Origin of the sequence: Streptomyces sp. H27-H1 (assembly GCF_026627445.1) — a bacterium.
GTDB lineage: Bacteria > Actinomycetota > Actinomycetes > Streptomycetales > Streptomycetaceae > Streptomyces.
Map to the genome: position 1 here is coordinate 156,952 of NZ_JAPNLJ010000009.1, position 14,652 is coordinate 171,603.

Here is a 14,652-nt window from a genome sequence, read left to right on the forward strand (position 1 = left end):
CCCCATGGACGAGAACGGACGGGGAGCTTGGCTCGAGCGCGCCTGGTCCTTCCTTGACGAGCGGTCGAGGCTCATGTTCGCGGAGCGCGAGGACGGAAGGACCCTGAACGAGATCGGTCAGGTTCATGGGGTCACCCGTGAACGTGTCCGTCAAATCCTCCTCAAAACCGAGCAGCACCTGCTGGTGACGGCGGATCTCATGGCACCAGATTGGCGTGAACATCTCACGGAGCTCACTACGCGACCGGCCGTGACGACCAAGAGCTTGGCGGACGTCCTCGGCGTGGACGGTCACGTGACGATAGGTGCCTATGCCCGCGCCGCTGGGTTCGTCCATCCACGCGTCTGGGGCCGCGACCTGAACGGCTGGTGGGCCGCAGGCTCCGGCGATCTCGAGCGCCGTCTGCGCGAGATCGCGGAGAGGGCTCCCCTACGAGCGGGTGAGTTGAGTGACGTCGCGAAGGCCGCGGGTGTGTCGGAGAGTGTTCCTCTGGAGTCGCTGTTCGGAGGTGAGCGAAGCCCCTTGGTCCAAGGGGCGGACGATAGTTGGCTGCGGCGTCGCGCCCGTGGTCGCGACGCCTGTTACCTGTGGTTGCTTCAGCGGGGAGAGCCGTGCCGGGCGGAGGAGCTGGCGACCGCAACGGGCGTGTCCACGGCGCATGCCGTCAGGGAGGCCCTGAGGCGTGACGATCGGTTCGTCCAGGTCCGACCGGAGGGTACTTGGGCTCTGGTCGAGTGGTCCCTTCCGGAGGTGACGCCGTACGCCAACGCAGTCGAGGCCCTCGTAGCCGTAGTGAGGGAGAGTGGTCCGATCAGCAAGGACATTCTCTTCTCGAGGGTCGCCGAGCGGTACCCGGTGACGGCATGGCGCATGCAGCAGTGCCTTCTGAGCGATCAGATCGGCACGACGGCGGACGGGCTGATCGACCTGGTGGAGCGAGGCGCCGTACCGAACGAGGAGAGCGAGCCGCCGAAGCCTGACACGATGGCGGTCGATCCCCAGGGCAACGTCTACGGCATACGTCTGAAGGTCGACAAGGACGTCCTGCGGGGGAGCGGGATCCTGGTCAGCTCCTGGATCACATGGAGCCTGGGGCTGAGGCGGGCTCCGATGTCTAGGACCTTCGCTCTCCCGGGCGAGGCCGGTCCGCTGATCCTGCGGCGAGGTACTAGTGGAGCCCAGATTTCAAGCCTGCGGCTCTACGCACAGGCACAGCGCATGACGATCGGTTGCGACATCGCCGTTCTTCTGCGCGCTGATGATTCGACAGCTGATGTCCGTCACGCTTGCGAGGAGGGGACCTGTCCGGCCCGGTACCCGGATTACTGTCCCGTCGGGTGAGCGGCGGTGCGGGCGGGCCGAGGCCCGTCCTTCTTCAGGTCTCCCCTCGCGAGCCGGTCTCATGCGTGAGCGGTGCGTGAACGGACGGGGTGGCACAGGGTGGATTGGCCCGGCATGCGGTAGCCGGGCCGCACCTTGCTGACCTGGGGAAACAGGATGCGGCGGCACGGCCCGGCACCACTCGGGATGATCTTGTGGGGCCTCGTAATGCGTAGGTCTCGGCTTCGAATTCCGACGGCGGCTCGGATTGGCCCGAGGACTCACTCGCCGCGATCTGGGGCTTCTTCATGCCCTCAGCCGCGTGCCCGGTCGAGCCGGTGGTGCGCTTCCGGCTCTTCGCTTCTGCGGGGGGACTGGCGCATCGTCGGTGGTGCTGACCGTGGGGCCGTGAGGACCACCGGCTGAGGCCGGAGTCGGGTTCGGGGCCCGAGGCTTGGCCGGAGCCATGGCCCGGACCGGAGCCCGGTCAGGGGTGGCGGGTGGGGAGGCGGGAGGCGGGGAGGAGGGCCAGGGCGAGGAGGGCCGCTGCGATTGCGTACGTGGTCTGGAAGCCGGCCGGGTTGGTGCCTGCTCCGCCCAGGGTTACCGAGAGGAGCGCCGTGCCGACCGAGGCGCCGATCTGGGAGTTGATGCTCAGGATGGTGCTCGCCGCGGTCAGCCGGGCCCTGGTGAGGTCTCGGCTCGCGGTGGTCATCGTCGGCATCAGGACCATGCCGGCGCCGATGCCCATGACGATCGAAGCGGCGACGAACCGCCAGGGCGCCGCCTCGGGGGAGCCGGCCTGCAGGGCGGTCAGGGCCATGCCCAGTGCCCCTGTCGCGATGCCGGCCTGGATCAGCCGGCGCGGGGAGACCTTGTCGACGCGGCGCGAGGCGATCTGCATCACCAGCCCGACGGCGAGCCCGGTCGGCGCGCCCAGCAGTCCCGCCGCCGTCGCGCTCATGCCGCGGCCCTGTTGCCAGTACATCGGTCCGAGCAGCATGGATCCGAAGTAGCCGCAGGTGAAGAGGGTGAGCGTGAGGATCCCGGACCTGAAGGTTCGGTCGCGCAGCAGGCGTAGGTCGAGCAGCGGCTCGCGGGCCGTCAGCGCGCGTCGGGCGAAGGCGGCGACGAGTGCGGCGCCGGCCAGGGTGGGCAGGAGGGCGCCGGGTGCGGTGAAGGTGCCGCCCTCTCCGCCGCGGGCCAGGCCGAGGAGCAGCAGGGCGAGGCCCGGGGACAGCATCAGCAGGCCGGGTACGTCCAGTCGGGGCGCGGCGGACGGTTCGCTCGGGGCGTCGGACCGCAGCAGCTTCGCGGCGAGTACCAGCGCCACCGCGCCGACGGGCAGGTTGACCAGGAAGATCCACTGCCAGGACGCCGAGTCGACCAGCCAGCCGCCCAGGACCGGACCCGCCACCGGTCCGACGATGATGGGCAGCCCCAGCAGGGCCATCACCCGGCCGAGCCGGGCCGGGTCCGCGGCGCGCATCACCATGGCCATGCCGACGGGCATGAGCAGCCCGCCGCCGAGGCCTTGTACCGCGCGGAAGGCGATCAGGCTCTCGGCGCTCCAGGCGCAGGCGGCGAGCAGCGATCCGAACGCGAACAGGGTGAGGGCGCCCAGGTAGGTGCGTTTGGCGCCGAACCGGCCCATCGCCCAGGCCGAGGTGGGGATGACGGCGGCGAGCGCGAGGGTGTAGGCGCTGGCGGCCCACTGGATCGTCGCCAGCGGTGCGTGGAAGGCCTCGGAGAGGCGGTGCAGTGCGACGTTGACGATCGTCATGTCGAGCACCGACATGACCGAGCCGACGATCACGACGCCCGCGGTGCGCCGGAGCTGCCGCGCGGAGGCCGCTGCGGTTTCGGGCGCCTGAGCGGCGGGGCCGGGGCCGGGGCCGGGGCGGTGTCCGGAGTCGGCGGTGTGCGCGGTGCCTGTTAGGGCCGCAGTGCCTGTGGGGACCGCGGGCGGCGCCGCAGAATCGGTGCGCCGGAGCTTGTGGATCGTACGCATCCTCGTGCCGCCCCTCAGCCCTGGTACGGGTGGCTCGTGCGGGCGGCGCGCAGCGCGCGTCCCCACCAGACCAGCTGGCCGACCATGCCCTTGACCGCGCCCTCGGTCACGGCGCCGTCGCGCGGTACGCCGTCCGGGCCGAGCCCGGACCACGGCCCGTGCAGGCTGACGGAGTCGCGCATGGTCACGGAGTGCAGCTCGGCGAAGATCAGCCGGAGCTGCTCGACGGCGCGCAGGCCCCCGCCGAGGCCGCCGTAGGAGACGAAGCCGGCCGGCTTGGCCAGCCACTCCTCGCGGTGCCAGTCGATGAGGTTCTTCAGGGCGGCGGGGAAGCTGTGGTTGTACTCGGGGGTGACGATGACGAAGGCCTCGGCGGCGGCCAGCCGCGGGCTGACCTTCGCGAGCGCGGCGGCGGCCTGCGGGCTCGGGGAGCCGCCCCAGCCGGGCATGGCCAACGGCAGGTCGACGTCGGCGAGGTCGATGAAGTCGAGGTCCAGCCCGCCGTGGGCGCCCGCGGTCTCGAGGAACCAGTTGGCGACGGCGGGGCCCTGGCGGCCCTCGCGGACGCTGCCGAGGATGACGGCGACGCGCAGCGGCGCGTCCTCGTGGGGCGTGGCGGGAGCGGCGGTGGGAGTGGAAGCGGTGGTGGCCATGGCAGGGTCCCCTCGTTGGCGGGGCGACCGCTCGGTGTGGCCGCTCCTCCGGTAAACTACAACGGCCGTTGTAAAAAATGCAACGGGCGTTGTACTTTTTTGGAGGCGAAGTGAGCACCGGCGGCACCCCTGACAAGAAGCTGGCGAAGCAGATCGCCATCGCGAGCGCGTCCTGCGGGGTCTTCGGCCGTGAGGGCTACGCCCGCGCCTCGGTCGACGCGCTCGCCGCCGCGGCCGGCGTCTCGACCCGCACGCTCTACAACTACTTCCCGGACGGCAAGGCGATGCTCTTCGCCACCGTCGTCACCTGGACCTCGGCGCAGGTGCGCGACGCCCAGATCGCCCAGATCGAAGCCGCCCTGAACCCCGAACGCCCGCCCCGGTCAGAGGATTTGGAGCGCGACCTCGTCACGTTCTCGCACCGGGTCATCGGTCTCATGACCGACTACGCCGACCACTTCGCGCTCGTCCGCCACATCCACGCCGAGGCCGACCACGTGCCGTCCGAGGTGCTGGAGGCCTGGGCGAACGCCGGACCGGGTCCGGTGTCCCGCGCGCTCGCGGACGCCATGTCGGGCCTCGACGCCGCCAGGCTGATCGACGTACGCGGCGACGCGATGCTGGCGGGCGCCCACTTCATGGCGCTGACCTCGCACTCCATCGTGCAGCTCTCCCACTACGGGGTCCTCCCCCTCCCCAAGGAGCAGACCGACCACTTGATCGCGGGCGGCGTGGCCGCCTTCCTGCGGGCCTATCGGGTCCATCGGGCCGACTGAGCCCGAAACCCGGGGGCGGCCCGAAACCCGGGTGCGGCCCCGGGACCCGGGGCGGCCCCGGGACCGGCCGAGCCGGCCGCACCGGGCGGGGTGGCGGGCACGGCCTCCCCGCACGGCCACCCCGCACGGCCACCCCGGAAAACTCGCCCGGTCCCGGGCCCGGGGCTACGTTGGACGGGTGAGTACGACACGGTTGCGCAGGGCGGCTGTGGGAGTGGCCGCAGTGGGGCTCCTGATGGTGCCCGTGGGGGCCGGTGTCGGATACGCCGTGGACGTACCGACACCTCCGGCGGCGAGCAGTCCGGCCGTCTCCGATGAGTTTCCGCAGCTCAGTCCCGCCGTGGCGCGGCAGTTGGACGACGCCGTCCGGAAGGTGATGGGCGAGGCCAAGGTGCCCGGGGTCCAGGTGGCCCTGTCCGCGCCGGGCAAGGGAGAGTACGTACGGGCCTTCGGCGTGGCCGACAAGGCCACCGGGGCGCCCATGACCGACAGCCTCAACATGCGGATCGGCAGCGAGACCAAGACCTTCACCGTGACCGCGCTGCTGAAGCTCGTCGACGACGGGAAGATCGGGCTGGGCGACCCCATAGGCAAGTACGTCGACGGCGTCCCCAACGGCGACCGCATCACCCTGCGCGAGCTGGCGGGCATGCGCAGCGGACTCTTCAACTACTCGGCCGACGAGGGTTTCTTCAAGGCGCTGACCAGCGATCCGGACCGGCCCTTCACCCCGCAGGAGCTGCTCGCGTTCTCCTTCAAGCACCCGGTCCTCTTCGAGCCGAACGCGCAGTTCTCCTACTGCAACACCAACCTGATCCTGCTCGGGCTCGTCGTGGAGAAGATCAGCGGACAGACGCTCGCCGACTACATCACCGAGGAGGTCATCGAACCCGCCGGGCTGAAGCACACCCTCTTCCCGACCGCCGCCGAGTTCCCGAAGCCGCACGCCCAGGGCTACACGGACCAGACGGCCTCGGGAAAGACCGAGGACGCGGCCGATTGGAACCCCTCCTGGGGCTGGGCCGCCGGAGCGATGATCTCCGACCTCACGGACCTGCGGCAGTGGGCCAAGGTGCTGGCCACCGGTGAGCTGCTCACCCCCGCCACCCAGGCCGAACGCCTCGACGTCGTACAGGCCCTGCCGGGCACCGGCTACGGACTGGGCATCTTCAACGTCCAGGGGTGGATCGGGCACAACGGGTCCCTGCCCGGCTACCAGAGCCTGGTCGTCTACGACGCACAGTCGAAGGCCACCCTGGTGGTGCTGCTCAACACCGACATCTCCGCCGAGGGCGAGGAGCCGAGCACGCTGTTCGGCCAGGCGATCACCAAGATCGTGACCCCGCAGCACGTCTACACGCTGCCGGCCCAGCCCGTCACCGGGGACCACTGACCGACCGCGAGCCCGCCCTCCCGGGCCCGGCCCGGCCGCGAACGGCGGCAGCGCTGTTCGCGGCCCTCCCGCGCGACAATGGATCAGGCACGGGAGTGGACCGAGGGAGAGCGATATGAACGGTCGGACAACGACACAAAGCGAAGCGGGGATCGCGGGAGACGGGCACAAGGTGGTCCTGCGGGAGGCGGGCGAGGCGGACCTGGACATCGCCGCCGAACTCTTCCGCGGTTACCTCGACTTCTACGAGGTCGAGGTCGAGGACCCGCAGCGCCCGCGCGCCTTCCTGGCGGAGCGGCTGGCGGCCGGCGACTCCTTCGTCCTGCTCGCCGAGGTCCCCGGCGCGGGCACGGTCGGCTTCACCCAGGTCTACCCGATGATCTCCTCGCTGGCGATGAGGCCCGCGTGGCTGCTGAACGACCTCTACGTCGCCCCCGCCGGCCGCCGCACGGGCGCGGGCCGTGCGCTGCTGCGCGAGGTGCTGCGCCGGGCGCGGGAGGCCGGGGTGTCGGGCGTGCAGCTGGAGACGGCGTACGACAACCAGGTCGCGCAGGGGCTGTACGAGGCCGAGGGGTTCGTCCGCGAGGAGTTCCACGTGTACTTCCACGACCTCGCCGGGGCAGGTTCCGCAACAGTCTGAGAGAGGCTGCAACATTCCCGGCCTCCGTCGCGTCATTGGGGTGAGACGGACGCGAGGGGGAGTGGATGCCGTACGGGGGGAGCAGGGACGGGTTCCGTGATTTCGCGATGGGCAGATCGGCGCACTTGTACCGGTCGGCCTGTCTGCTGACGAGCGGTGACACCCACCTCGCGGAGGATCTCGTACAGGAGACCCTGGGGCGGATGTACCTGCTGTGGGGGCGCGTCGCCCGGATAGACAATCCGGCGGCGTACGCGCAAACCGTGCTGGTACGTGCCTTCCTGACGCACCAGCGCCGCCGGTCGGCGGGGGAGCGCCCGGTCGGGGATTTTCCCGACGCGGGCGCACCGGCCGGCGGCGATCCCGCGCTGCGGCTGACGCTGCTGGAAGCGCTGGGGCGGCTGGCGCCGAAGGACCGGGCGGTACTGGTGCTGCGGTACTGGGAGGACCGCAGCGTCGAGGAGACCGCCGACGCGATGAACGTCAGCTCGGCGGCCGTCCGTACCCGGAGCTCGCGTGCGCTGACCCGGCTGCGGGGGCAACTGGGCGGATCGCTGGCGGAGTTCGCGGAACGCTGACCTTCCTCGCCTTCCTCGCCTTCCACCCATTCCGCCCTCCGTGCCGTCGACCTGCCGGCCCCTTTCCCGCACGTCTCTCTCGTTCCGCGATCCCTTTGAATGGAAGGTCTGATTCCGCATGCCTTTTGAAGACGAGCTCGGTGAAGCCCTCCAGAGTACGGGGAACGGCTTCACGGCCGAGGGCCGTGACCTCGTGGACGCCGGGGAGCGCCGCGGCCGGCGGATGGTGGCCCGGCGCCGGGCCACCATGGCCGGCGGCTCCGTACTCGCCCTGGCGCTGATCGGAACCGCCGGGGCCTACGCGAACGGCCTGCTCGGCCCGGGCGGCGGAGGAGGCCAGGAGGACGTGGCCACCTCGGCGGAGCCGCCCGCACTCCTGCCTTCGTCGGCGCAGGCCCGGCCCGACGTCGGAACCGGGGCCGTCTCCGCCGAGCAGATGATCGGGGTGCTCAAGCAGCTGCTGCCGCAGGGCAAGCTCACCGACACCACGTCGAGGGGAACGGACCACGAGCTCGGCCCGATGGTGACCGGGGCCTTCGACGAGGGTGAGGGCAAGGGCCGTATCGGCTTCTCCCTCAGCCGGGTGGACCCCAAGGGCGTGATGGCCGACGACATGGTCGAATGCCCCTCCAGGGTGGCGTTGACATACGACAGTTGCACCTCCGAGAAGCTCCCGGACGGTTCGCGGCTGATGCTCTTCAAGGGCTACGAGTACCCCGACCGCCGGGTGGACACGAAGAGCTGGCGCGCCACGGTGGTGACCCCGCAGGGGTTCCTCGTGGACGCCCAGGAGTTCAACGCGCCGACCGAGAAGGACTCGGCCATCAGCCGTTCGACACCGCCGCTGACGCTCGCGCAGCTCAAGGCGCTCGTGATCTCCCCCCTGTGGCATCCGGCCCTGAACGACCTGCCGGCCGCCGGTCAGGACGAGCAGCGTCCGCCCGCCCGGCAGGGGGCGAAGGCGGTGGACATCCTGGAGGAGCTGCTGCGCCAGGACGAGATCCCGATCGTGCTCAGGGAAGAGGACGGGGCCGATCTGGGCCACCTGGTGCTCGACGACGGCAAGGGCAAGTCGCTGGTCAGCCTGCAGATCCAGCCGGACAGCGCGAACGCTCCGAGGATGTGGGCGGATCTGTTCACATCAGCCGAGACCCTGCCGGACGGAACGAAGGTGCTGGTCCGGGACCAGCCGGGGGAGAAGGGCGGGGCCGGCGTGATCTGGTGGAGCGCCGAGGCGCTGCGGCCGAACGGTACCCGGGTGATCGTGTCCGCGTTCAACGCCAAGAGCCAGTCGTCGGCGGCTACCCGGAAGGAGCCGGTGGTGTCGCTGCAGCGGCTCAAGGAACTCGCCACGAGCCCGAAGTGGTCCTCGGAGTACGGGCAGTAGGCCCACCCGCCGGGTATTACGGGGCGGCCGCTGCTCGGCGGTCGACGCGTCCCGTCCGCTGCTTTCCGTCCGCTACTTCGTGGCAGCCACTCCCCGTCCGCTACTTGGCGTCCGCGTAGCACTCGACGACGGCCGTGGTGAACGGGAAGCGGACCGGGGTCTCGCCGAAGGTGATGCGGCCGGCCAGTTCGCCCGCCGCGCGGATCGCCTCGGCCACCGCCTGCGCCTCCTCCTGCGGGCAGTGGACGATGACCTCGTCGTGCTGGAAGAACACCAGCTCGGCCCGCATCCCCGCCTCCGCGAGGGACCGGCGCAGGGCCGCGAGCATCAGCAGGGCCCAGTCCGCGGCGCTGCCCTGCACCACGAAGTTGCGGGTGAAGCGGCCGCGCGCCCGGGCGTCGGTCGAGGCGTAGCTCGGGGTCCAGCCGTCGGGGGCCTCCTCGGCCTCCTCGGGATCGGCCGGCGGCGGACAGGTCCGGCCCAGCCAGGTCCGTACGAGCCGCCCCTCCTCGCCCGCCTTCGCGGCGTCGTCCACGTACGCCACGGCCCGGGGGAAGCGGCGGCGCAGCGCGGCCAGGTTTTTCAGGCCGTCCCCGGAGGTCTGCCCGTACACCGCCCCGAGCACGGCCAGCTTCGCCATGTCGCGGTCGCCGGAGAAGCCCTGGCGGGAGATCGAGGTGTACAGGTCCTCGGGGCGGCCGGCCACCTCCATGAAGGCGGGGTCGCGGGAGATCGCGGCGAGCACCCGCGGTTCCATCTGGTCGGCGTCGGCCACGACGAGCCGCCAGCCCGGGTCGGCGACGACCGCCCGGCGGATCACCTTGGGGATCTGCAGGGCTCCGCCGCCGTTGGTGACCCAGCGGCCGGTGAAGGTACCGCCGGGGATGAACTCGGGGCGGAAGCGGCCGTCGTGGACCCAGTCCGCCAGCCAGGCCCAGCCGTGGGCGGTGTAGATCCGGTACAGCTTCTTGAACTCGAGGAGCGGTGCCACGGCGGGATGGTCCAGGTCCTGGATCTCCCAGCGGCGGGTCGACTTGAGCTTGATCCCGGCCTCCCCGAAGGCCTTGACCACATCGGCGGGCAGCTCGGGGCGCACGCGCCGGCCGAACGCGGCCGAGACGTCGTCGGCCAGCTCGGCGAGCCGACGGGGCTGGCCGCGGCCCGCGTACCGCTCGCCGAGCAGCTCGGTGAGCAGCGCCCGGTGGACGTCGGCCCGCCAGGGCAGGCCCGCACGGTTCATTTCGGCGGCTACGAGGAAGGCTGCCGACTCGGAGGCCACGAGCAGCCGCATCCGGTCGGGATGGGCGGTGGCGTCGAGCCGTTTCGCCTGGTCGGCGTGGACGGCGACGAGGGCGTCCAGCGGGACGGGGGCGGGCTGGGGGTCGAACAGGGAGTGCTGGCTGCCGGGCTCGGCGGCGCGCTGCGGGGGGTCGGGCGGTACGGGTGCGTTCCTGAGGCGGGCCCAGGCGGCGGCCGCCGAGCGGGGTTCGCCGAGACGGCCCTCGTGGGCGAGCAGCAGCAGCTCCGCGTCCTCGATGTCGTGGCAGCGGTCCACGCGGATGCCGGCGGCGAGCAGGCGGGGGTACACGGCGGGGGTGGATCGCCAGACCCAGCGGGTCCCCTCGGGGGCGGCGCGGATCGCCTCGGCGGGGTTGGTGGTGGTGACGCGGGCCCCGCCCGGGGTGGGGGGCAGGGGGGTGGCGTGCCATCGGCCGTCGCCGTCCTCGGCCAGGGCCCACCGGGGGGCGTGCTCGCTCATGAGTGCGAGTGTCCCATCGGGGTCTGACAGTGTCGGGGCGCGCCGCGCGGGCACGGGTGTTCGCTGCCCGGGGCGAAGTCCCCTCCCCGCCCTTCCACCGTTCCCAGGGCCCGGCCCTGACCCGGTCCTCAAACGCCGGACGGGCTGAAAAACCCTGGGGCTCCGCCCCGGACCCCGCGCCTCAAACTCCCCCGGCTACCGCTGGGAGGGGCCCCCTGGCGAGGCTGGATATACGCCAGGCCGGCCTGGATGTACGCCCGCGGGGCCGGGCCGGCCGGGTCGGCCGGAGGATCCCGGGGCCGGGTCGGGCGGGCCGGGGCGGGAGTGGGGGCGTGCCAAGCTGGTGGGGTGAGAGACATTGTCGACCGGGCCTGTGAGGCCGCGCTGTACAGCCAGGATGACGCCGGACTGGATGCCGGGGCTTCGGTGCTCGTTGCCGAGGGGGAGCGGTGGGGCGGGGTCGGGCAGGCGCTGCTCGCGCGCGGGGAGGCTTACGTACGGCAGGCCTGGGAGCGGGGGTGGCGGCCGGCCGACGTGCTGCGGCTCGTACGCCGGGACCTGGAGCAGGCGCACCTGCGGATCGCCGAGGACCTGGTCGCCGCCGAGGCGCGGCGGTACGCACGGCTGCCCGAGCGGTGGACCGACGCCGAGGTGTGGTGGGGGAACGACACGGAGTACGGGGAGCAGCTCGTGCGGCGCGAGCGGACCGACCGCTTCAGCCTGGCCGGGGCCGTCCTGGAGGTGTTCCGGCTGCTGATCCGGCTGCCGTCCATCGAGCCGGTCGGGCCGCTGCCGGGGGACCCGGCCGACGTACTGGAACACGCGCACATCGAGCCCCGCATGCTCGGGCGGATCCGGGCGCTGCTCGCGAAGGCGGAGGCGACCACCTTCCCGGAGGAGGCGGAGGCGCTCAGCGCCAAGGCGCAGGAGCTCATGGCCCGGCACACCGTGGATGCGGCCCTGCTCGCGGTGAAGTCCGGCACGGCGCAGATACCCGGCGCCTGCCGGATCGGCGTCGAGGCCCCGTACGAGGAGGCCAAGGCGGTGCTGCTCGACGCGGTGGCGAGCGCGAACCGCTGCCGGTCCGTGTGGAACAGCGCCTACGAGTTCTCCACCGTCGTCGGCTTCGAGAGCGACCTGGAGGCGGTGGAGCTGCTCTACACCTCCCTGCTCGTCCAGGGCACCGCCGCCATGACCCGCGCGGAGGCCGGGCAGCGGGCGGGCGGGCGCAAGCGCACCAAGACCTTCCGGCAGTCCTTCCTCCTGGCCTACGCGAGCCGGCTCGGCCAGCGCCTCGCCGAGACGGCCGAGCACACGGTGGCCGAGGCCCCCGACAACCTGCCGGTCCTGGTCGCCCGGGACGTGGCGGTCACCTCGCGGGCCGAGGAGATGTTCCCCCGGACCACGACGACCCGGCTGCGCGGGGCCACCGACCTCGCGGGCTGGGAGGACGGCACGGCGGCGGCCGACCGGGCACACATGGCGGACGGCAGCCGCCGGTCGCTGCGGGGCTGACCCCCGGATCACCGCTCCGAGGAGCCTGCCGGCGGATCCTCCTCGCGCAGCGCCCGGGCCTCCGCCTTCAGGATGCGCGCGGACCTGCCCAGCCCGCGCGCCATCTCGGGCAGCTTCTTCGAGCCGAACACCATCAGGCAGACGAGCACGATGATGGCGACGTGCCAGGGCTCCAGTGCGTTCCTGAGCATGCGGGTATCCGCCTTTCCGCGGGTTCCGGCAGCCTGCCGGGCGGCGCCGGAACCGGCCCCGCCCGGCCGATGATCGGCGCTGCCGGCCGCCGGCGCCACAGATCACAGGAAGCCTGAAGAACACCTGAAGAACACCTGAAAACTCCTGAAGACCGCGTACGGCCGCGCCCGGCCCGGGCTCCGGCGTTCCGCGTACGCCGGGGCTACGCTCGGGGGATGAGCTGGGTCCGGGCGCTGAAGGACACCGCCCGGTCCGGTCTGCGGGTCGAGCGGGCCCGGCTCCAACCCCTCATCGCGCTCCGGGCCGCCGTCGGGCTCGCCATCGTCATCGGCGCGGGCCTCGCCTTCCTCGGGCCCGGGTCAGCCGCCAGCTCCGCCTTCGGCGCGTACATGGCGGCCATCGCCACCTTCCAGAAGAGCTGGCGGCCCCGGCCCGTCCTCGCGCTCGCCGCCGGGCTGACCCTGGCGGCGTCCACCTTCATCGGCTACCTCGTCGGGGCCTCGCACGTCCTGGCCTTCATGCTGCTGCTCGCCGTGTGGAGCTTCGCGGCGGGCCTGATGTGGGCGGCCGGCCCCACCGCGGGCATGATCGCCTCCGGCAACGTCGCGATCATGCTGGTCACCATCACCCTGCCCACCTCCGTGCCCCAGGCCGCCGGGCACGCCGCGATGATCGCCGCGGGCGGGGTGGTCCAGGCCCTGCTGATCGTCCTCTTCCCCATCCGCCGCTGGGGCGCGCAGCGCGACGCCCTGGCCGACGCCTTGGCCGCCGAGGCCGACTACGCGCGCCGCCTGCGCCAGGACCCGGTCGCCTCCTTCGACCCCGAACCGCTGATGAAGGCGCGCGCAGCCGCGACCGTGACGGCGCGCCAGGCCCGCCGCCGCCCCGCCGAGCTGCACGGTGCGCGGGGGCTCGCGGAGCGGATCCGGCCGGTGCTGGCCCTGCTGGCCGACCCGGCGGTCGGGGCCCCGGCCGAGGGCCCGGCGCGGGACCGGGTACGGGAACTGCTCGCCGCGGCCGGGTCGGTGCTGGACGCCGCCGCGTCCGCGATCCGGCACGGCGAGGCGGTACGGGTGCCCGCGCCGGCCCTCGCGGTCCTCAAGGCCCCCGACATCGCGGAAGTGTTCAAGGGAGCCCCGCTGCGGGCCGCGCGCAGGCTCGCCGCCCTGCTGGACGACGTACTCGACACCGCCGAACCGGGCTCGGGGCGCACCGCCGATCCCGGCGAGTCGATGCTGCGGCCCACCCTGCCGGCGCTCGCGCCGATGGTGCTGGCCTCCTTACGGGCCGAGCTGCGCCCCGGCTCGCCGATCCTGCGGCACGCCGTGCGGGTCACCGCCGTCGCCTGCGTCGGCTACCTCATCGGCCACGCCCTGCCGCTCGGCCATGCGTACTGGGCCCCGATGGCTTCCGTCATGGTCATGCGGCCCGACTTCACCCAGACCTACACCCGCGCCGTCGCACGCTTCGCCGGCACCCTGGTCGGGGTGGCCCTCGCGACCGCCGTCGTCCAGCTCGCGCACCCGGGCATGTACCTGTCCGGGCTGCTCGCTGTCGTCAGCGCGGGCCTGATGTACACGTTCATGCGCACCGGATACGCCGTCTCGATGGTCTGCGTCTCCGCCTACGTGGTCTTCCTGCTCGGCATGGGCGGGGCGCGCTGGGACCAGACCGTGCCCGACCGGGTCACCCTCACTCTGCTCGGCGGACTCCTCGCGATGCTCTCCTACGCCGTCTACCCGGCCTGGGAGACCCCGCGACTGCGGACCCGGCTGGCCGACTGGGTGGCGGCCGACGGGCGGTACGCGGCAGCCGTGCTGGAGCGCTACGCCGACCCGGCCGGAGCCCGCCGGGGCGAGGTGCGCGAGGCCCTGCTCGCGGTGCGCGACGCCCGGGTCGCCTGGCAGGAGGCGGTGGAACGGGCCGCCGGGGAACCGGTGCGCCACCGCGGGATCTCCCGGACGGCCGCCGAGAACGCGGGCCGGGCCCTGGCCGCGATGGGCCGCCACGCGATGCTGCTGGAGGCGCACCTCCCGGACCGCGCGCAGGCTCCGGTCCCGGGCGCGGCCGAACTGGCCCGGGCGCTGCGCGAGGCGACGGAGGCGGGCGCGAAGGCGGTACGGGAGCGCGGGGTGCCCGACTGGGGTGGGGTCCGCACGGCGCTGGCCGACGGGGACACTCCCGACCCGGGCGTGCTGCGCGGGGCGGCGCGGCAGCTGCTGGCCTCCCTGGAGGAGGTCTCCGAGGCCCTCCGCGCCCAGCCCGGCCCGGAGTCCGCGAACGAGCCCCGAACCGGGCCCCCAGCTGGGCCGCCGAACGGGCCCCGCCCCTAGCGGCGCCTGGCCCTCCGCTCGTGCACGTGCATCTGCCCATGCAGCTGTTCATGAACACAGCTATGATCCCGTGCAGTTGACATCTGCACTATCG

At 72.7% G+C, this 14,652-nt stretch carries 12 protein-coding genes; 8 read left to right on the forward strand and 4 right to left on the reverse strand.

Features of this window, described 5'->3' with window-relative positions:
- Window positions 1–4: 4 nt before the first annotated feature.
- Window positions 5–1,342: a sigma factor-like helix-turn-helix DNA-binding protein gene (locus OTB20_RS12755; RefSeq protein ID WP_267817253.1), complete on the forward strand. Its 1,338-nt coding sequence runs from the start codon at window positions 5–7 to the stop codon at window positions 1,340–1,342.
- A gap of 466 nt (window positions 1,343–1,808) precedes the next feature.
- Here the strand turns inward: OTB20_RS12755 and OTB20_RS12760 are convergent, their stop codons facing one another.
- Complete coding sequence (locus OTB20_RS12760; RefSeq protein WP_267817254.1) at window positions 1,809–3,332, reverse strand: DHA2 family efflux MFS transporter permease subunit; 1,524 nt, start codon at window positions 3,330–3,332, stop codon at window positions 1,809–1,811.
- 14 nt (window positions 3,333–3,346) lie between these two features.
- Window positions 3,347–3,985 carry an NADPH-dependent FMN reductase gene (locus OTB20_RS12765; protein ID WP_267817255.1) on the reverse strand — a complete coding sequence of 213 codons (639 nt, stop codon included), beginning with the start codon at window positions 3,983–3,985 and terminating at the stop codon, window positions 3,347–3,349.
- Between the two features lie 110 nt (window positions 3,986–4,095).
- Between OTB20_RS12765 and OTB20_RS12770 the strand changes: the two genes are divergently transcribed.
- From OTB20_RS12770 to OTB20_RS12790, 5 genes are all read left to right on the forward strand, one after another.
- Window positions 4,096–4,761, forward strand: coding sequence for a TetR/AcrR family transcriptional regulator (locus tag OTB20_RS12770; protein WP_267817256.1), 666 nt, complete (start codon window positions 4,096–4,098; stop codon window positions 4,759–4,761).
- A gap of 235 nt (window positions 4,762–4,996) precedes the next feature.
- Window positions 4,997–6,154: a serine hydrolase domain-containing protein gene (locus tag OTB20_RS12775; RefSeq protein ID WP_267817349.1), complete on the forward strand. Its 1,158-nt coding sequence runs from the start codon at window positions 4,997–4,999 to the stop codon at window positions 6,152–6,154.
- Between the two features lie 115 nt (window positions 6,155–6,269).
- The gene (locus OTB20_RS12780; RefSeq protein ID WP_267817257.1) at window positions 6,270–6,794 is read left to right on the forward strand and encodes a GNAT family N-acetyltransferase; all 525 of its coding nucleotides are present in this window, start codon (window positions 6,270–6,272) and stop codon (window positions 6,792–6,794) included.
- Window positions 6,795–6,859: 65 nt separating this feature from the next.
- Window positions 6,860–7,372, forward strand: coding sequence for a SigE family RNA polymerase sigma factor (locus tag OTB20_RS12785; RefSeq protein WP_267755496.1), 513 nt, complete (start codon window positions 6,860–6,862; stop codon window positions 7,370–7,372).
- 118 nt (window positions 7,373–7,490) lie between these two features.
- Window positions 7,491–8,759: a hypothetical protein gene (locus OTB20_RS12790; RefSeq protein ID WP_267817258.1), complete on the forward strand. Its 1,269-nt coding sequence runs from the start codon at window positions 7,491–7,493 to the stop codon at window positions 8,757–8,759.
- A gap of 100 nt (window positions 8,760–8,859) precedes the next feature.
- Here the strand turns inward: OTB20_RS12790 and OTB20_RS12795 are convergent, their stop codons facing one another.
- A complete protein-coding gene (locus tag OTB20_RS12795; RefSeq protein WP_267817259.1) occupies window positions 8,860–10,518 on the reverse strand; it encodes a bifunctional 3'-5' exonuclease/DNA polymerase in 1,659 nt (552 codons plus the stop codon).
- 348 nt (window positions 10,519–10,866) lie between these two features.
- Between OTB20_RS12795 and OTB20_RS12800 the strand changes: the two genes are divergently transcribed.
- Window positions 10,867–12,033: a DUF2786 domain-containing protein gene (locus tag OTB20_RS12800; protein WP_267817260.1), complete on the forward strand. Its 1,167-nt coding sequence runs from the start codon at window positions 10,867–10,869 to the stop codon at window positions 12,031–12,033.
- 8 nt (window positions 12,034–12,041) lie between these two features.
- Here OTB20_RS12800 and tatA read toward each other — a convergent pair whose 3' ends face one another.
- A complete protein-coding gene (tatA, locus tag OTB20_RS12805; RefSeq protein WP_267755487.1) occupies window positions 12,042–12,224 on the reverse strand; it encodes a Sec-independent protein translocase subunit TatA in 183 nt (60 codons plus the stop codon).
- A gap of 216 nt (window positions 12,225–12,440) precedes the next feature.
- On the opposite strand from tatA, the gene OTB20_RS12810 reads away from it, so the two are divergent.
- Window positions 12,441–14,558 (forward strand): FUSC family protein, encoded by a 2,118-nt coding sequence (locus OTB20_RS12810; protein ID WP_267817262.1) that lies wholly within the window; start codon window positions 12,441–12,443, stop codon window positions 14,556–14,558.
- Window positions 14,559–14,652 lie beyond the last annotated feature (94 nt).